The sequence below is a fragment of the Janthinobacterium sp. GW821-FHT03C08 genome (genome assembly GCF_059420905.1).
The window spans coordinates 239,123-258,407 of sequence record NZ_JBWKUP010000005.1 but is presented as its reverse complement, the minus strand read 5'-3'; the positions used below and the strand labels follow the sequence as shown (position 1 = coordinate 258,407).

The window sequence follows — 19,285 nt, the reverse complement described above, 5'->3', positions numbered from 1 at the left end:
GATGAACGACGCCGGCACAGCCCATTTCAACATCCCCAACCTGCTCTTCGACAACCGCACGCCGCATGCGGCCAGCCAGTTCGACATGGTCGACCAGTTTGGCGCAGCCTTTCACGTGGTGGTGGCGCGCATGGGCTACACCCTGGGGCCTTGCGGCGCCGATGGCCTGGCCAGCCTGCAGCCCATGGCGCGCCAGTCGCCGCTGGCCACGGAAGACCGGCACCTGCACGGCGACACGCAGGCGGGCACGGTGCAGGAGAGCGACTTCGCGCCCTACAAGCCGCGCTGCGACGTGATCGTCAATGGCGTGGCGCACGCGCCGCGCGGGCAGGCCATGCCGCAATTTCTCGTCAATTTGAAGGTGCAGTCGGAAAAGAAGACCCTGATCGACAAGACCTTGCAGGTGTGCGGCGAGCGTGCCTTCCGCAAGAAAAGCATCCTCACCCGCCTGGCGCAAGGCTGCGCCCGCGTCGCCACGGCGGGTTTGCTGCGGCCCAATCCGTGGCACTTGTCCACGCCTGAACCGTTCCTGCAATTGCCGCTGCACTACGCCTACGCCTATGGCGGGCAATGCCGCATCGAGGCCGACGACTGCAACGCGGCGCAACACGATTCCTGCCAGGCCAATCCGCTGGGACGCGGTTTTGCGCGGCACTGGTATCTGGATGGAAAACATATCGATGAGGTGCCCGCCCCCCGCATCACGCAGCCGTCGCTGCCGTGCACGGCCGCCCAGTTCTGGCAAGGCGCGGGCGGCGAGGATTTACCGGCGCCGGCGGGGCTGGCCGTTATCGGCCGAGGCTGGCTGCCGCGCCGCGCGCTGGCCGGACACATCGTGGAAAAGGACACATGGGGTGCCGATGAAGTCCCCTTGTTACCGGAAGACTTCGATTTCGCCTACTGGAACAGCACGCCACCCGACCAGCAATGCCCGCACCTGGCGGGACTGGAACAATTTACGCTGACCAACCTGTGCCGCCACGACCATCCGTCGGCCCGCATCGACCCGCGCGGCAACACGGTGCTGCGCTTCGCCTTGCCGCAACAAGTGATGTGCCTGCTGCTAGCGGACAAGAACGATCAGTTGCTCGTCTGGCGCCTGGCCATCGATACGGTACTGATCGACCCTGAGGCCGCCAGCGTGGAACTGGTGTGGCGCGCCATCGTGCCGGCCGACGCGGGCCAAGTCGCGTCGCGCCTGCTGCACGTGATGGAGCCGGCGCAGATCGCGCGCATCGAACTGCTGGAACAGACCCAGGAAGCACTGGGCAAGGCGGCCGGGCAAGGTAAAGACGATGACAAATGAAACCGTCACCAAGGCTTCGCGCTTCTATTGCGTCAGCCTCAGCCCCGACATTTGCAAGACGCCCGTCGGCTCCAGCACGCCCCCTATTCCCTACAACATCATCGGTGAATTCTCGGAAGCACAGAACGCCTCGCCCAACGTCAAGTCGCACAGCGAGCCCGTCATCCTGCACCAGCGCAGCATCATTCCCACCGTCAAGGGCGACGCGGCCGGCAAGGCGGGCGGCGTCAAGAGCGGCACCGTCGGCAAGCAGGTCGACACCAAGGTCGCCAGCCCCATCCACCGCGCCAACGGCGCCAGCCTGGTGCAGATGGGGCGCGAAGTATGGATGAATTCGCGCAATACCGTGGGCAGGATTTACGAGCGGGGTGCGGAGGCGGCGAAACCCGTGCTCAAGGAACTGAAGGCGGCGATACGGGAGGCGGCACAAGACTACAAGGATCATGGTTCCAAGAAAATGCATGGCGCCGCCGAAGACCTGGTGGACGCGGGCGGCGCCGTCCTGACAGGCAGCGCCGTATTGGGTGTGGCTGGCGTTGGCGTGGCGGCAACGGGAGTGGGCGCCCCCGTTGCCGCCGCGATGGAAGCGGGGGCGGCAGCAGGCGCCGTTGCCGGCACGGCGACCGTTGCCAGTGGAACGGCAGTGGAAGCCTCTGCCACGGTGCTAGACCAGGCGGCCGACTACATATTGACAGGCAAGACACCAGATCTACTGAGCACCGCTGCGGACAAAGGCATGAATATCGCCGGCAACGTATTGCAGGCGGCAGTATTCAGCAAGGTTCCTGGCGGAAAAATACTGAGCAAGTTTCTCGGCAAAAAAACGGCGTCGACCATCAACAAGGTCAAGGACAAGCTGGTCGGCAAGAAACCGGACAAGCCGCCCCCAAAACTCGACAAACCTCCTCCAAAAAACGGCGGTGACGACGGCAAGAGCCGCGGCAAGAAGGAACCGAAATCGGAGCCGCCGTCCGACTGCTGCCCGAAAGATAGCGGCCCCGCCAAAAAACCCGTCAAGGGCCGCAAGCCCGTGCATTTCGGCACGGGCCAGGAAATCCTGTACCAGACGGATTTCGCGCTCGAGCGCAGCATCCCCATCGCCTGGACGCGCTGTTACCGCTCCGGCGCCGAATGCGAAGACTGGGGCTTGCTGGGCGCGCGCTGGTCCACGCCCTACACCACCAGCCTGTCGCTGAGCGACGCCGGCATCGTGTTTCACGACGACAGCGGCCGCGCCCTGCGCCTGCCTGGCCTGGCACCGGGCCAGCAGCACGACAGCCGCAAGGAAGGTTTTACGCTGACGCGCGACGGCACCGACACCTTTACCATGCTGTGGCGCGACGGCAGCAGCGACCGCTACGCGCGCGCTGAAGGCGGCTGGCTACCGCACGGCTACGACGGCGTCAACGCCATGCTTGCCCCGTCGGCGCCGATTGCCACACAGCGTTTTGCGCTCGTGCGCAGCGAAGGACGCGATGGACGCGGCATCAGCATCGGCCGTTTCATGGAGGCCAGACCGGGCGAAGTGCTGCTGCGCCTGCGCAGCGACGATGGCGGCATGCTCGAAGCCATGCGCGGAGAGACGGAACAGTCCCCCCGCATCGGCCGGGTTGACGAAGTGCTGGCGGACGGCAGCCGACTCTGCCATGTCCGCTACGCCTATGCCAGCGAAACGGACGATGCCCAGCCGCCCTTCGCGCCCCGCCACAACCTGATCAGCCAGTCGAATGCCTTGGGCGACACGCGCCGCTACAGCTATCGTCACCACCTGCTCACGTCGTGCAGCAGCTACACGGGTTTTACGTACGAACTGGAATGGATCAGCCTGGACGCGCTGCGCGCCCGCTGGCGCGGCTCTCCATTGAGCGAACAGGAACTGGCGCAGCGCCATCCCATCACTGTGGCCAACAGCTACCAGGCGCGCGCCATCGCCACGCGCGCCCGGGATGGCAGCGAGCACACGCGCATCGATTATGTGGACAACGACACGAGCCGCGTCACGGAAAACGGCGGCATCCTCGAATACACATTCGACGCCAACTGGCTGGTCACCGAAGTGCGCCGCGTGATCGACGGCAAGGCCGCCTCGCTGGGCCGGCGCGAATGGGACCGCGATGGCATGCTGCTGGCTGATATAGCCGCCACCGGCGCCGCCACGCGCTACGCCTACGATGCCGCCGGTAACCTGACCCGCAGCACCGATGCCAAGGGGCACAGCAGCAACATCGACTACGACGGCCAGAACCAGCCCGTCGCCTTCACGGATGCGCTGGGCAATATCACACGCCGCGAATACGATGCGGCAGGCCGCCCCGTCAGCATCACCGATGCGCTGGGCCACGTCACGCGCTACCGCTACGACCAGCGCGGCCAGCTGGTAGAACTGATCGACGCCAGAGGCGGCAGCAAGCATTTTCAGTACAACCGCCAGGGCTGGCTGACCGCCTATACGGATTGCTCCGGCCACACCAGCGAATATGCCTACGATGCACTGGGTCGGCTGGAAACGACCCGCGATGCGCTGGGCCATGCCACCCGCTACGAATATGACGCGCTGGGCCGCCTGATCCGCCTCACGGCGCCCGATCAAATGCGGGAACAGTACGCCTACGATGCGGACGGCAATCTGGTCTTGCACGAGGATGGCGCCGGCCAGCAGACGCGCTACCGCTACAACGGCCAGGGCTTGCCCGTGGAACGCACGGACGCCATCGGCCAGACGGTGCAGTACCGCTACGATGCCGCACTGCAACTGACAGAATTGATTAACGCCAAGGGTGAAAGCTACCGGCTCGCGTATCACGCGGAAGGCTGGCTGACGTCGGAAACGGGCTTCGACGGCAAGCGCACGCAATACAGTTATGACCAGGCCGGCAACCTGAGCGCCACCGAGTGCGGCAGCCAGCGCACGGAACTACTGCGCGACGCACTCGGTTTGTTATCCGTCAAGACCACGGCGGATGGCGTGGTGCGCTACGCCTACGATGCGCTGGGGCGGCTGACGGCCGTATCCGCGCCGCAAGCGGAACAGCGCTTTGCCCACGATGCGCTGGGCCAGCTGACCGAAGAGCGCAGCGCATATTTCCTGCAATCCCTGCCCGACGCCGGCAGGCTGCCCAACGCCCCGCGCGTGCCGGATGCCAGCTTTGTCATGACGCACGCCTATGACGAACTGGGCAACCGTATCCAGACGGTCTTGCCGAACGGCCGCCGCATCGATACCCTGCGCTACGGTTCCGGCCACTGGCATGGCGTGCTATGGCAGGGCCAGACCGTGGTCGATGTCGAGCGCGACAAATTGCACCGCGAAAGACAGCGACAGCTGGGCAGCAGCGGCTTGCTCGCCACGCGCCAGTACGATCCGCAATCGCGGCTCACGCAACTGACCCTCGCACGCGGCGCCGACGCACCCGCCCCCGTGCGCGAACGCCGCTTCGAATACGATGCGCAGGGCAACCTGACCACCATCTTTCAAACGGGCGCCACCGCGGCCGGCCCGCTTGGCAGACTCAGCTATGCCTACGATCCCGTCGGCCAGCTGCTTGCCGCCGTGCAGCCGGGCCTGGCGGAACGCTTCGCCTTCGACCCCGCAGGCAATCTGATCGACAAGGCTCCCGCACCCGGCAACGTCGTGAACAACTACGGCGATACCGACTACGCTTACGACGAGCAAGGCAATGCCACCGGCAAGCGCTTCCATCCTCCAGGCAGAGAGTCGACCTGGAGCGACCTCGAATTGCAATACGACGCCGAAAACCGCCTCAGCCACGCCAGCAGGACGGAACACCAGTCGCGCCACCGCGCCCGCTACTTTTATGACGCCTTCAGCCGCCGCATCGCCAAGCGGGTAGAAGAAGCACGCTGGAGCAAGCAGCAAGACATCAGCAAAGACCAGCCCGCCCGCACGAACGCCACCACCACCTTCTTCGTCTGGGACGGCGACACGCTGGCGCAGGAACTTGGACACGAAGAGACGGTCACATACCTGTACGAGCCGGACAGCTTCGTGCCGCTGGCCAGGATCGCTTCGCCAGCCCGCCGCCAGGCAAGCGCGGTCCACCTGCCGCGCGTCGTGCAATGGAATTTACCGGCCACCCGCCACGACGCCGAACTGCAGACCGTGATTGCGCAAGAACAGGCGGACACCGAAGCGCTGCATGTGTCGGCATGGCAGCGTACCCTGGCGGCAGCCGACGACGCGGCAGCACACGACCGCATCACCCACTACCACTGCGACCACCTGGGCACGCCACGCGAACTGACGGATGCGCAAGGGAACGTGGTCTGGAGCGGGCGCTACAAGGCATGGGGGCGTTTGCTGCACGTCGAGGGAGAAATCGACCAGCCGCTGCGGTTTCAGGGGCAGTATGAGGATGGGGAAACGGGGCTGTTTTACAACCGTAATCGGTATTATGAACCGAATTGTGGGCGTTATGTCAGCCAAGACCCGATCGGTCTTTCCGGCGGACTGAATGGTTATGCGTACGCACAAAACCCCATCCACTGGAACGACCCTCTAGGGCTGGCAAAATGCAAAGTCATCATCAGTGCCGCGGACGAAATAAGAAACTTGCCCGCATTGCACAACATGCTCCCCAGCAAGATCAGAAATATTTTACGGAACAGAGGATACACGATGGTAGGTTCCAGAAATAATGCAACAGGATCAAATACAGCAGGACAAGTCTGGACAAAAAATCTGCCGGACGGATATACAGCATCAGTGCGAATTGATCCAGCGGAAAGTCGCTCACCACCACTAGGACGTGCTGATGAAGTACCGCACGCCCATAAAGAAATTGTCCCTACGTCCAGCGTATCAAACGGAAATTATGGGCCTCCAAGGCTTTCCGGATCACTCTTATGCGACGATACTGGAAACATCGCGATGCAGGGTGATTTTAAAGGAATGCATATTGAGATAAAAAAGGGAAAATTAAAATGATGAAAAATACCTCAATAAAAAATACAGCATCAAACTCAGAAAACATGGACAACTTAGATATTAAAAACATACTAAAAATACTTAAACAAAAGGAAACCGAAAATGAATTAACCAAAGAACAAATTGAAATTATAAAGAAAATTGGAAATTCCGAAAAAGACAAAGAAATTGTCTGGAGTTTGCTTTTTGAAATAGACCCAATAGAAAAAATACTCAATATTTCAAAACAAGAAACGCAAAAAATTTATACCTTTGAAGGACATCAAATTATCTCAAATGAACTACGTCATGCGATAGCATATGTATTACTAAAGTCAAATAATGAAGATTTTAAGAAAATAATTCACAACCTGACGTCAAGCAAATCTAACGCACTGAAATTAATAGCATCAGAATACTATCTATACAAGAAAAACAATCACAAAGCAATTGAAATACTTCTAAAAATTCTAGAGGATGAAGAAATAGATCACAATATTTCAGATGCAATAGATATGCACATATCAAGCTGCACAAATTCCGAAATGCTATCTTTTATTGAAAAAAAAATAAAATCCAACATCAGAAACAAAAAAACAAATGAAATATTAAATTACGTATTATCAATCATGAAAATCTCCATGAAATAAAAATATTAATTCTGGCAATATTTCACAAATCACCAATTTGAAAAAATTTTCAATTTAAATACACTCGACTGCAGTAATGCATCAGCACAACACCCTCCAGCAAGTTTGACTTGAACCATTTCATCAGCGATACTTAATATGGAAGCATTAATTTTATGTTTTTACTATTTTCCTGATTCTATTTTTCCTGAATGATATCCTTACACGGAAACCCTCCCTACATCGGCCGCTTCGCCCCCTCCCCCTCCGGTCCCCTGCACATGGGCTCGCTAGTAGCCGCCATGGCCAGTTATCTCGATGCCAAGGTGCATCAGGGCACGTGGCTGCTGCGTATCGAAGACCTGGACTATGACCGCAATGTCGCGGGTGCCGATGTGGGTATCCTGGCCAGCCTGCGGCGCTGCGGCATGCACTGGGATGGCGAGGCGACGTGGCAGAGCAAGCGGTTGCCGCTGTATGAGGCGGCGCTGAAACAGTTACAGGACGATGGCCTCGTGTATGCGTGCGGCTGTTCGCGCAAGGAGATCCAGGATTCGGTGCTGCGGGCGGGCGGGTCCAAGGGCGCAGCTGCCGTGTATCCGGGCACCTGCCGCCACGGCTTGGCGCCGGGCAAGGCGGCGCGGGCCTGGCGGCTGCGCGTGCCGCAGGGGCCGCAAGCCGTGTACGGCTTTACCGACCGCTGGGCGGGTCCGCAACGGCAAGACCTGGCCAGCGAAGTGGGCGACTTCATCGTGCTGCGCGGCGACGGCTTTTGGGCGTATCAGCTGGCCGTCGTGGTCGATGATGGCGCGCAGGGCATCACGCAGGTGGTGCGCGGGGCGGATCTGCTCGACTCCACGCCGCGCCAGCTGTATCTGCAGGATGTGCTGGGCTTGCCCCATCCGGGCTTTTTGCACGTGCCTGTCGTCACTAATGACAGCGGCGAGAAACTGTCGAAGCAGACGGGCGCCCTCGCCTTCGATACGGGCACCGATGCGGCAGAACTGCTGGCGTCGGCGCTGCTGCCGGCGGCCCGCTTCCTCGGTCTCGACGTGCGCGCCGACAACGTGGAAGATTTCTGGCGACAAGCCGTGCCCGCCTGGGCGCAGCGGCTGGCGCGCCTGCCCGAGCGGGCATAAAAAAAATACCCGCTGCGGCGCGAGCCGGGCGGGTAGCAATGCAGACGCCAGCACATGGCCGGCGCCTGGAACCGAACACTTAAGAAAACCGTAGCGAGCGGCGGTGAGTTGCGGCCGAGAAGCGCAGCTGTGCTTTAGCACAGTGAGCATCGCCGGCCGCAAATCACGGCGCGCAGCAGGTTTGCTTATGTGTTCTTAGAAGTTGCCCTTGAATTGCACCCCAAATTGACGTGGCTCATTGATGAAGCCCGTGCGGTTGTTGAAGTCGATGGCGCCCGTGATACGCTTGGTGTCGGTGATGTTGCGGCCAAACGCGGCCACTTCATACTTGCCGGCATCCCAGGTGTAACCCACGCGCAAGCCGCCTTCGACCATCGGCTTGCCGGTGAACTCGGTTGCCTCATACAGGAAGAAGTTGATCTTGCTGCGGTACGCCCAATCCGTGAAGACGAAGAATTCGCCGTTTTCCATCGGGATCGAATAGCGGCCCGTGGCGGTGATCGTCCACTTCGGCGCTTGCGGCAGCGGGTTGCCGTCGATGATGGCGTTGCCGGCCGCGTTTTTCGGGTCCGTCACGGTGCAGCGCAATGGATTGCAGGTGGCGATCGACAGGCTCGGGTCCTTGATCTCCGTGAAGTTGTAGCTGCCGCCCAGCGACATCTTCAGGCTAGGCGTGACGAAGCCTTCCAGTTCCAGTTCCGCGCCGCGGCCGTTCGTCTTCGCGGCGTTGATCAGGCGCGTCACGTTCGACGTGCCGCCGACCACGGTCAGCTGCTGGTTTTTCACCTGGTAGTCATACACGCTGAACGCGACACGGGCGCGGCGGTCGAACAGGTCGGCCTTGATGCCCGCTTCATACGAGGTGATGGTTTCCGCATCGGCCACGGTGACGGGCACGCTGGTGCTGGCGGGGGCGATACTTGGCGCGCGGAAACCGGTGGCGATACGGCCGTAGAAGTTCACGTCCTTGTTGTATTTGTACGTGCCGCTCAGGTCCCAGTTGACCTTGGCCTTGCTGACATCGGCGCTGGTCGGATTGACCTGCACGATGTTGTTCGCTTCCACCGTGTTGAAGTCCTTCTTGTCCTTGGTGTAGCGCAAGCCGGCGCGCAGCATGAAGTCGTCGTTGACGGCGTAGTTGACGGAACCAAACGTGGCCCAGGCCGTGTTCTTCTGGCGGCTGGCCAGGTGCGAGGCCAGCACATGCGTGTTGGTGTCGAAGGTGTCCGAGAAACCGTTGGCGTCTTCGTTGAAGTAGTACACGCCTGCCTGCCAGTTGAGCGGACCGGCATTCTTCGATTCGGCGCGGAATTCCTGCGAGTACTGCTTCACGCTGGTGATGCCGCCGGCCGTTTCAACCTGGAAGGGAATGAAGCCCGGGCCCGTCGGCGCGCCGCCGTCGATGTCGCCGTGCGACACATAGCTGCCCACGTGCTCGAAGCCGGTGATCGAGTACAGCTTGACGCCGTCCAGGTCCCAGCTCAGGCGCGCGCTGGCGCCGTTGGTGCGCAGGTGCTGGAAGTTCGGCGCATTCGTGAACGACTTGGTCGGGTCGAAGCCGTCGACGATGTCGTTCGTGCCCTGCTTGATCATGTTGGCGTAGAACACGCGCGCGCTGCCCGTGGTATTGCGTTGATGCACGTTGAACAGGGCATTGAAGGTGGTGTTCGGCGCGTACAGCAGTTGCACGCGTTCGGCGTGTTCGTTGTAGCCATCCAGCGCATCTTTCTGGCCGGTAAAAGTATTGTCGACGTAATCGTCACGGTGCTGGCGCAGGGTCGAGAAGCGCAGCGCCCATTCCTTGCTCAGCGGCACGTTGACGGCACCGTCGAAGTTGCTCGTATTGTGCGTGGCCGTGGACACGTTGTAATAGCCTTCGACCTTGTCCAGGTTGGGCTTGACGGATTCGAACTTGACCACGCCGGCCGGGGTGTTACGGCCAAACAGGGTGCCTTGCGGGCCGCGCAGCACTTCCACGCCGGCCACGTCGAAAATCGGATAACCCTTGAGGATGGGGTTTTCCTGCACCACATCGTCGTAAATCAGGGAAACAGGTTGCGATGCAAAAATGTTGAAGTCGGTATTGCCGTAGCCGCGGATGTAGAAGCGGGGGAAGGTGCGGCCGTTCGACGATTCCACGTTCAGGCTCGGCACCTTGCCGGCCAACATGCGGATATCTTGTCCGCCGGATACCAGCACGTCGAGCTTCTCGTCGCGCAGCAGCGAAACAGACACGGGGACGTCGCGGATATTTTCCTTGCGACGCTGTGCCGTGACGGTCACGGTTTCCAGCTGGCTGGCGGCAGGCGCCGTATCAGCAGCGACTTCGTCAGCGTACGCCGAGCCGATAGGCAAGGCCGCGGACAATGCCAGCATGGTGGCGCTTTTGGCGCACAAACGCTTGTGCATCTTGGACATTTTGATCATGTTGTTTCCCAGAAGTTTAAAAAAAGAATTGCGAAATCTGTCTTTCTTGCAACCTGTCTCCGGAATGTGTACGGCGCTGGACGATCGTTTGCACCATCCTGGTGCAGCAGCGCGAGCGGATGTCTCCCCGCTCTCGGCGTCACTGGCTCTGTCCTGGCTGTCACATGGGCTGACAGCGGTTCCGGCCGCATCTCTGGGATGTCTGATGAACGCCAACTTTTCAGTAAGGCGCCACTTTATTTCACGCGGCTTATGCGCCGCAAGAATATTGTTATGTAAAATATTTATTCGTTAACATTAACGGCTGACTAGTGGTTATTCAGCCACACTACGGCTAGAATATTGTTCTTTTATCCATTTTTCGCGGGCTGTGCCGGCGTTTTGGCACGGCGCTGAACTTGCGCCACCGGCGCCCTGAAAGACACGCCTGCGCCGGCATTTGACTGTAATATCGCCGTACTTGAGCATGCCCTGCTGCCACATTCCGGTGCAGCGGCGCCGCACCGCACCATAACGACCCTACCCATGCCCGAACGCAGCCAGCACAGCCATACCGAGCCATCTTCCCCTACCGCCGCCCAGGCCGCGCATCTGCTGCTGGGCGCGCACTGCGACATCGTCTGGAGCACGAAAACCTTTGGCCTGTTCGACGCCGACCAGCCTTCCTGGCGCGCCTACACGGGCCAGAGCGAAGCGGAGCTGATGGGCCGTGGCTGGGTCAATGCCCTGCATCCCGACGACCGCAACTTGCCCTACGTCATGCCAACCGAGCTGACCACCGTGTTCGAGACGGAATACCGGCTGCGCCACGTCAGCGGCGCCTACCGCAACGTCATCGTGCGCATGCTGCCCGTGCGCGCGCCCGACGGCACGGTGCTTGAATGGCTCGGCTCGCATTGCGACGTGACGCAGCAGCGCCAGACGGAACAGCGGCTGCGCCTGGCCATGCAGGGCGGGCGCATGGGCACGTGGGAAATCGACCTGGGCAGCGGCAGCATGACGTGCTCCGCCGCCTTCATGGCCAACCTGGGCCTGCCCCCTGCCGGCAGCATCGATTACGCGCAACTGACGGCGGCCATGCTCGACGGCGACCTGCAGCACTGGCAGACCGTGGTGCACGCGGCGATCGCCAGCGCCAGCGATTTCGAGATCGACATCCGCGTGCGCTGGCCCGATGGCTCGCTGCACTGGACGCACATGCGCGGCACCTGCGCCAGCGACGGCGCCGGCAACGTGATCGCCCTGTCCGGCATCTCGCTCGACTTGACGGCCAGCAAGCACAATGAAGAAACCCTGCGCCTGACCCTGGCGGCCGGCGAAGTGGCCACCTGGAACTGGGACATCGTCGCCGACAGGGTCACGGCCGACAGCAATATGGCGCGCTTGTTCCCCATCGATGCCGGTACGGCCGCGGCCGCGCCGCTGGCGCGCTACCTGGACATCATCCATCCCGATGACCGCGAACAAGTCGGCGCGCAGATTGCGCACGCACTGCAGGCGCATGCGCCGTTCGAGGCCAGCTACCGCGTCGCCGCCGGCGATGGCCAGTACCGCTCGGTCATCGCGCGGGGCCGCGTGGAGTACGCGGCCGACGGCACGCCCCTGCAACTGCCCGGCGTGCTGCTCGACATCACGCGCCAGAAACAGGTGGAAGATGCGCTGCGCCGCAGCGAGGAACGCTACCGCACCCTGATCGAGCTGATGGACCAGGCTTTTTGCGTCATCGAAATGCTGTACGACGAGCAAGGCCGCGCCGTGGATTTCCGCTACCTGGAAGGCAATCCCGCCTTCGTCAAGCAGTCCGGGCTGGAAGACGCCATCGGCAAGACCATCCGCAGTTTCGTGCCCGACCATGACCAGCACTGGTTCGACCTGTACGACCAGGTCGTCAAGACGGGCGAGCCCGTGCGCTACGAAAACGAAGCCGTGGCGATGGAGCGCTGGTTCGAAGTCTTCGCCGCGCGCCTGGGCGGCCCCGGCAGCCGTTTACTGACGGTGCTGTTCAGCGACATCAGCGAGCGCAAGCGCTCGGAGCAGCAACTGCGCCAGCTGGCCGACAACCTGTCCGAGATGGACCGGCGCAAGACGGAATTTTTGGCCACCCTGGCGCACGAACTGCGCAACCCGCTCGCGCCCATCCGCAACGGCTTGCAGATCATGCGCCTAGCGGCCGACAAGCCCGCCACCGTGGCGCGCGTGCGCGACGTGATGGAGCGGCAAGTCAACCAGATGGTGCATCTGGTCAACGACTTGCTGGACGTGGCCCGCATCACGCGGGGGCAGATCGAACTGCGGCTCGAGCGCGTGGACTTGAAAGCCATCATCGCCAGCGCCGTGGAAACGAGCATGCCGCTGATCGAAGCGAGCCGCCACCAACTGCAGGTGCAGCTTGCCGACGAGCCGCTGCCGCTCGATGCCGATCCCACGCGCCTGGCGCAGGTGCTGGGCAATCTGCTCAACAATGCCGCCAAGTACACGCCCGCAGGCGGCCGCATCACCTTGCGCGCGCGGCGCGACGGCGCGCAGGCATTGATCGAGGTCAAGGACAGCGGCGTGGGCATCCCCGCCGAATCCATCGCCACCGTCTTCGACATGTTCACGCAGGTGGGCCAGAACATGGGCCGCGCCCAGGGCGGCCTGGGCATCGGCCTGTCGCTGGTGCGACGCCTGGCCGAGCTGCATGGCGGCAGCGCTACGGCGGCCAGTCCCGGCGCCGGCCTGGGCAGCACCTTCAGCGTGCGCCTGCCCCTGCTGGCGCCGCAGCAGGAGACGCCCGCCGGCCCGGCAGCCGCCGTACCGGCCGCGCCTGCCAGCGGCCGGCGTTTCCGCGTGCTGGTGGTGGACGATAACGTCGATGCGGCCGATACCCTCGCGGCCGTGCTCGACATGATGGGCCATGCCACGCAAGTGGTGCACGATGGCGCGCAAGCCCTCGCCGTGGCGCCGCAGTTCTTGCCTGACGTCATCTTCCTCGATATCGGCCTGCCCGGCATGAGCGGCTACGACGTGGCGCGCGCCTTGCGCCGGACGCCGGCCGGCGCCGCCGTCGTGCTCGTCGCGTTGACGGGCTGGGGCGCCGAAAACGACCGTAGCCAGTCGAGCGCGGCCGGCTTCGACCACCATCTGACCAAGCCGGCCAACCTGCTCGCCATCGGCGAACTGCTGGCCACCCTTTCCACCCCACCAACACCTGCAGACCATGACTGAATCCCTGAACCACCTCCGCCGCCACCTGCTGCTGGCGGGTGGCGCCGCCCTGCTGCTCCCGTCACCGCAGCTCTTCGCCGCGCCTGCCGTTTCCACCGCCGGCGCGGCAGCGCAGCTGGCCGCGCTGGAACAGGCGGCCGGCGGACGCCTGGGCGTGGCCGCCTGGCGCACGGACAGCGAGCGGCGCGTGAGCCACCGCGGCGATGAACGCTTTCCCCTGTGCAGCACCTTCAAGGCCATGCTGGCCGCCGCCGTGCTGGCCCGCAGCGCCGGCCAGCCGGGCTTGCTGGAGCAGCGCCTGCGTTACGAGAAAAAAGAACTGGTCACCTATTCGCCCATTACGGAAAAGCATCTGGCCGACGGCATGACGGTGGCCGAGCTGTGCGCCGCTGCCTTGCAATACAGCGACAATAGCGCAGCCAATTTCCTGATGAAACTATTAGGCGGGCCGCAAGCCGTGACGGCGTTTGCGCGCAGCATCGGCAATACGGTGTTCCAGCTGGAGCGCTGGGAAACGGAACTCAACAGCGCTATCCCGGGCGACGTGCGCGACACGGCCAGCCCTGCGTCGATGGCGCACAGCCTGCAGCAATTGTTATTGGAAAATAGCTTGCCGGCGCCGCAGCGCCAGCAGCTCGATAGCTGGATGCGTGGCAACACCACGGGCGACCAGCGCATCCGCGCCGGCGTGCCGGCCGGCTGGCAGGTGGCCGATAAAACAGGCTCGGGCGCCTACGGCAGCATCAACGACATCGGCGTCGCCTACCCGGCCGGCGGTGCGCCGCTGGTGATCGCCGTGTACTACACGCGCGAGCAAAAGAATGCGGACACCAACCAGGACATCATCACGGCCGCCACGCGCATCGTGACGGCCGCGCTGGCGTAATTACTTCGGTAATGCCGCCATGAAACCCGCGTAAGTCGACCAGGCGGGGTCGGCCGCGCTGCGGATTTCAATCGGGAACTTCGGACGCGGCGCCAGCGCCGTGTTCAGGCGGTTGAAGAATTCCTCGCCCGACTGCGTGTAGTAAATCCATTCGCGCAGGTTTTCGCCCGTCGACACGAGGGCCAGGGTGGCAAAGCCATCCTCTTCCACCACGGGCGCCAGCGCCGCTTCCAGCTCTTCCATGTGCTCGCGCTCGTTCGGCGCGGGCATGCCCGTCTCGTCTTCGTAGCGCCAGGCGATGATGATGCGGTCCGGCTGCGACGACAGGTCCCAGTCGTCGTGGAAAGCGTCGACGTAGCGGTAAATGATGGCCATCTCGTCGCTATGCGTGACGATGGTGCCCCAGCTGCGGGCGGAAGTGGAATTCTGGTTCATGGTTGCAACAGTCAAAAAAGGATCAGGCAAAGGGCGAGCAGTCTACAGCACTGGCGGGCAAGTCACATTCCACGCGTCATACTGGGCGCCGCTCTTGCGCAGCCAGATGCGCGCGTAGCTGTCGCGGTCGCTCTTGAACACGAGCGCATAGCGCTCCTCGGCGCGCGGCGCGGCGGCGCCCACGTCGACGGCCGCCAGCGAGAATGCCCGCGCGCGCAGCGGAGCGCAGGCCGTGTTACCCGCCATCAACAAGCGCGCCCGCTCCAGCAACGATTTCTGGTACAGCAGCACGCCTTCCAGCTCCGTATCGGGAATGCGCTGCAGCATGCGCACGGGTTCGGCCACGGGACGGCACGTGCCACGGTCGAGCCAGGCAAAATACTCCATGCCCGCTTCCTGCCAGCGCGCCTGCTTGCCCTCGCCGTGCAGCACGAACTTGGTGCGCTGCGTGCGGCACAGCGCGCCATGGCCGCGGTACGGCGGCGCCTCCACGCTGCCCACCACTTCGCGGCCACGGCTGCCCACCACGGGCACGCTCTCGAACACGGTGCGGGCGGCCGGCTCGCCCGGATATTGCTGCGCATAAAATGCCAGCAAGGACGCGCGCTGCTGCGCATCCACCGCCACCACCTCGGCGGCGCTGGCTGAGATGCACACGGCAGATACGGTAAAGAGCGCGACAGAGCGCATGAAATATCCTGGCATGGCATTCCTTCAATCGACGTTCAGGGACGGGATCGCCCAAGCGCAGATTATATAGTTACCAGGAAATACCGGGAGCGTACGGCGTCAGGACGTGTGGAAGTTGACACCTCCAGCGAGCAGTTTGGCACCGCAGGTGGTGGTATCGCCTTCGAAGGCGATGGCGATGCCGTTGATGCTATGCCGGGACGAGCCGCTGGCAATCTTGCAGCCCTGATGTCCCTTGATGGGGCAGCTGCACAAGTCCCCGACGCAGGCGACAGCAATACCATTGACCGTGAAGTGCGTGGCGGCACAACTGAGCACCTTGCCGCCATGCGAAGTGGCGTCGCCCAAACGGATGACTTTGCGCATGCTGCCTCCAGAATTATTGCCCAGCCTGACTTTCCAGGATCGCTTCCACCGATGGCGCCGCGTAGTTGGCCGGATCGACGGCCGGCGTAACGCGACTGCGGAAGATATCGCCATTGGCGTCCTGCTGCCGGCGTTTCGCATCCGATGGCGGCGTAATAAAAATGATGCTGGCCTCATTGCTGTCGCGTAAATTGATCGCCGCACTGGCGCCCCCATCGCGATAACTGCCCATCACGCCGATGGCCATCTGCATGAACCACGTGGCCGCGCCCGTGTTGCCCAGGCGAAGATCCGTATTGATGAACTGCGTGCTCTTGCTGCTGTCGATTTCCGGCCCGCCCTGCGCCGCGTAGTCATGCAGCATGCCTTCCAGCATCAGCAACTGCTCCGGCTGACTTCCCGTCGCGGCCACGATGCGCGCCGGCCCCTTGCCGCGCTCCGCTTGCGGCAAGGTCTGCAAGGCCTGCCGCCAGCCCGCATTCAAAATATGCTGGCGCGCATCCCGCCGCGTGACGCTCTTGCCTTCCTCATCCGCGAACTTGACAAACACGGGCCGATGCACGAAACCGAACGAGGGCAGGCGATCGAAGGTTTCCATCTGTTCCCGGTTCCACGGAATGGGAAACCATGGCGTCGGTTTCCAGTCGCGCGGGGGGCGATTTTCCCAGAGATTGAGTTTGTCGAAGGTATGCAGGCCCACGCCACGGATATCGGGCCGCCGGGCGAAAGCGGCGGCAGCGGTGAGCCATTCGGCGACGGTGGGTTGACGCTCGCTGAAGGCTTCGGGTCGCTGCTGTTTCGCGCGTGAAGGAAGTGATTGCATCAGTTCGTTGTACATGGCGCGGAGTTGCTCCCTAACGAATTTATTCGCAGGGTCATCCCATACAAATGGGCGCAACGGTTCTATTCGTTCGCGGCGTGCCAGGATGAATACCGCCGTGGCATCAGGCATATCCGGAATGAAATACCCGTTTACCAATTTTCTTGCAGTTCCTGGCTTCCGGTTGCCATCTCGCGTGCCAACGCTATCCTCGGAGTGTAAGGCGACGTAAGGTACGTCAGGATGCTTATCGAAAAAATCAAACACATCAATCAGCAATTGGTCGGGATGTTCATCCAGCTTCCAGGAAGCCACGGAAAATAGATGCAAGGGCATGCCCCCCGTACCAGCGCCAGCCACGAGTCCCGCCATCGGCTCTATCAAGCTCGGTTGTGCCGCCGGGTCAAGAATGGGCGTTCCAGCATAAAACGAAGGCAGGTTCCAATACATCGGAGTGAAATTGATGCCATTTTCCAGCGCATCGTAGGCTCTGCTACCACCGTCGCCATCCTTGTCATCACCCGTCCAGGGATACTTCTTGGGATCTTGTTCGCGTATGCTCGTGTAAGGACTTCCTTTTTGCAAGGCTCCCCACAATTTACCCTGCCGATATTTGTCCAGCGTCACACCCAATCCGATCACTTCCAGCACATACTCTTGCCGTGGCTCCACCGGTTTCCTTGGCTGTTTTTCCTGAACCTGTAATGCAATTTCACGCGCCTGGCTCTTCGACAAAGCACCTAGCCATAACAAGCCAAAAAATAAAATTACAATAACTATTGATATTCCCAACCAACGAAGCGTCATCATAGCTTTCACCTTTTTGGTCCACTATTCAGGAGAAAATATCATGGGTCCAAACAAGTTTTTTCGACGAGTCCTAGACCATCCAATTATTTTTCAGTCACTATCTTCATGTCTTTTGTTTGTGACACAACGATCTTCCATAAAGCACCCGATAACAATGGAAGTCCTGCGGGCAGAATTCCAGTGTTGTAATAGTCCATGCCGCCATTGATCGCAGCACTTCTCCATGCAGGTTCTACGGATAAATATGCCGCAAAATCAGATAAGAATTTTTCCTTTATCAGCATTCCTTTACGCCCTTTATCATTAGTCTTCAAATCCTTCACTCGCCAATCCGCCACAGCACATAAGTACTCGTAGAACTGTGGATCAGAGCTGGCCTTGCCACTACCTATGGCAACGTCACCCGTTGATAAAACCTGGTTCCCAATTCGGAGAGTGCTTTTCGTACTTGTTCAGTACCCCGATTATGAAAGCGACCAGTGGAGTAATTTCTTCCTCCATAGGCATAAATTTCCTCTTCGGACTTCACCTCGGTTCCTGTTACAAAATCAGGTACGCCATCCCAGCCAATTCCCTGAATGTTATCGAGCGCTACAGTCATGTCTTCGGGACAAAAATACAGATATACTTTTCTGCGGTTATCTCGATCCGCTGCATTGCTCCAACTGGCGCCGACCATACCGCGATGCTGATCACCATTCAACTCATTAAATAACGGAGCGCAGGGTTGTCCATTCCCTTTCGCTACCCCAGCAACAATATTGACAAGCGTCTGCAGGCGCGCGGCCAGCGTCTGAACACCGTCGAGTAGATGATAGTGCGCCCGCATCGCCGCATCCTCGCCACCATCGAGTCCGCTTGCCTTCCTCAGCAGAAAGGGAATATTTTCCACCAGGCTATACGGCGGATGCGTGAGTATCAAATTATCGGCCGGTGCCAACCCTTTCTCCATCAGCATGGCTTGCGCCAGCAGCGACAGCAGACAGCCCTGGCTGTGCGCAACGATGCTGACGGTATCATCCGCGTCGTAATCGCGGATCATGGAAATCAGTGCTGCCAGGCGCTGGGCCGCCAGTACCATGTACATGCGGCCAGGCGCCGTCTTCAGCGGACGCAAGGCATCACCCATGGGATCGGCAGGTGCATAAATACCCCTGCGCCACATGTCGGGCAAGCTGCTGGTGGCGTTGCCGAACGGCCCGCCTTCCTTGGACAAATCCTTGTCCAGCCGGTTGCCGTAGCGGTCAACGAACTGCCCATTGACGATGTCGATTTTGTCCTTCACCTCACGGTAGCCCCAGTAAAACGGGATCACGGGGCTATTGGTATCCTTGGCGATAGTGCGCTTGAAAAACACGGCATCCGGGTCGTCTTCCAGACTGTCCTTGTCCGCCGCCACAGGCATGCGGTAAGAAGCTGGCGTAAAGCCGCGCCCCAGCCTTTGCGTCAAGCCCTCGCACAAGCCATGCTCCACCGCCTTGTAGCTGACGCCGACATCGTTCACGCCGTGAATAACGATGATATTGCCCGGCAAGTTGCGGCGTATTTTCACCTTCTTGCAGACGCTGCGTTCGCAATGCAGGAGCGCCACGTCTTCGCCCACCACGTACGGCACTTTCGGATAGCTGCCCATTGCACTCTCCTGG

At 61.0% G+C, this 19,285-nt stretch carries 13 protein-coding genes; 6 read left to right on the top strand and 7 right to left on the bottom strand.

Annotated elements, in window-relative coordinates; all coding sequences use genetic code 11:
• Position 1: 1 nt before the first annotated feature.
• The 4 genes from AC07VL_RS08970 to gluQRS all read left to right on the top strand — a co-directional run bounded on the left by AC07VL_RS08970 (position 2) and on the right by gluQRS (position 7,998).
• The gene (locus AC07VL_RS08970) at positions 2 to 1,306 is read left to right on the top strand and encodes a DUF2169 family type VI secretion system accessory protein (protein WP_494805524.1); all 1,305 of its coding nucleotides are present in this window, start codon (positions 2 to 4) and stop codon (positions 1,304 to 1,306) included.
• On the top strand, positions 1,296 to 6,251 hold the full coding sequence (locus tag AC07VL_RS08965; RefSeq protein WP_494805523.1) for an RHS repeat-associated core domain-containing protein: 4,956 nt from the start codon (positions 1,296 to 1,298) through the stop codon (positions 6,249 to 6,251). Before AC07VL_RS08970 ends, AC07VL_RS08965 begins: the two co-directional genes overlap by 11 nt.
• Positions 6,248 to 6,880 carry a hypothetical protein gene (locus AC07VL_RS08960; protein ID WP_494805522.1) on the top strand — a complete coding sequence of 211 codons (633 nt, stop codon included), beginning with the start codon at positions 6,248 to 6,250 and terminating at the stop codon, positions 6,878 to 6,880. Before AC07VL_RS08965 ends, AC07VL_RS08960 begins: the two co-directional genes overlap by 4 nt.
• Positions 6,881 to 7,071: 191 nt before the next feature.
• On the top strand, positions 7,072 to 7,998 hold the full coding sequence (gene gluQRS / locus AC07VL_RS08955) for a tRNA glutamyl-Q(34) synthetase GluQRS (RefSeq protein WP_494805521.1): 927 nt from the start codon (positions 7,072 to 7,074) through the stop codon (positions 7,996 to 7,998).
• Between the two features lie 195 nt (positions 7,999 to 8,193).
• Here gluQRS and AC07VL_RS08950 read toward each other — a convergent pair whose 3' ends face one another.
• Positions 8,194 to 10,425 (bottom strand): TonB-dependent receptor, encoded by a 2,232-nt coding sequence (locus tag AC07VL_RS08950; protein ID WP_494805520.1) that lies wholly within the window; start codon positions 10,423 to 10,425, stop codon positions 8,194 to 8,196.
• Between the two features lie 525 nt (positions 10,426 to 10,950).
• Between AC07VL_RS08950 and AC07VL_RS08945 the strand changes: the two genes are divergently transcribed.
• Together AC07VL_RS08945 and bla are read left to right on the top strand one after the other, a co-directional pair.
• Positions 10,951 to 13,632: a hybrid sensor histidine kinase/response regulator gene (locus AC07VL_RS08945; protein WP_494805519.1), complete on the top strand. Its 2,682-nt coding sequence runs from the start codon at positions 10,951 to 10,953 to the stop codon at positions 13,630 to 13,632.
• On the top strand, positions 13,625 to 14,518 hold the full coding sequence (gene bla, locus AC07VL_RS08940) for a class A beta-lactamase (RefSeq protein ID WP_494805518.1): 894 nt from the start codon (positions 13,625 to 13,627) through the stop codon (positions 14,516 to 14,518). Before AC07VL_RS08945 ends, bla begins: the two co-directional genes overlap by 8 nt.
• On the opposite strand, the gene AC07VL_RS08935 is transcribed toward bla, so the two are convergent.
• From AC07VL_RS08935 to AC07VL_RS08910, 6 genes are all read right to left on the bottom strand, one after another.
• Positions 14,519 to 14,953 carry a DUF695 domain-containing protein gene (locus AC07VL_RS08935; protein ID WP_494805517.1) on the bottom strand — a complete coding sequence of 145 codons (435 nt, stop codon included), beginning with the start codon at positions 14,951 to 14,953 and terminating at the stop codon, positions 14,519 to 14,521.
• Between the two features lie 42 nt (positions 14,954 to 14,995).
• Positions 14,996 to 15,643 (bottom strand): hypothetical protein, encoded by a 648-nt coding sequence (locus AC07VL_RS08930; RefSeq protein WP_494805516.1) that lies wholly within the window; start codon positions 15,641 to 15,643, stop codon positions 14,996 to 14,998.
• A 99-nt stretch (positions 15,644 to 15,742) separates the two neighbouring features.
• Entirely contained in the window at positions 15,743 to 16,009 is a 267-nt protein-coding gene (locus tag AC07VL_RS08925; RefSeq protein WP_070310542.1) for a PAAR domain-containing protein, read from the bottom strand.
• Between the two features lie 13 nt (positions 16,010 to 16,022).
• Positions 16,023 to 17,639, bottom strand: coding sequence for a type VI lipase adapter Tla3 domain-containing protein (locus tag AC07VL_RS08920; RefSeq protein WP_494805515.1), 1,617 nt, complete (start codon positions 17,637 to 17,639; stop codon positions 16,023 to 16,025).
• 83 nt (positions 17,640 to 17,722) lie between these two features.
• Positions 17,723 to 18,031: an effector protein Tle3 domain-containing protein gene (locus AC07VL_RS08915; RefSeq protein ID WP_494805599.1), complete on the bottom strand. Its 309-nt coding sequence runs from the start codon at positions 18,029 to 18,031 to the stop codon at positions 17,723 to 17,725.
• Complete coding sequence (locus AC07VL_RS08910; protein ID WP_494805514.1) at positions 18,028 to 19,272, bottom strand: T6SS effector phospholipase Tle3 domain-containing protein; 1,245 nt, start codon at positions 19,270 to 19,272, stop codon at positions 18,028 to 18,030. Before AC07VL_RS08910 ends, AC07VL_RS08915 begins: the two co-directional genes overlap by 4 nt.
• Positions 19,273 to 19,285: the final 13 nt, after the last annotated feature.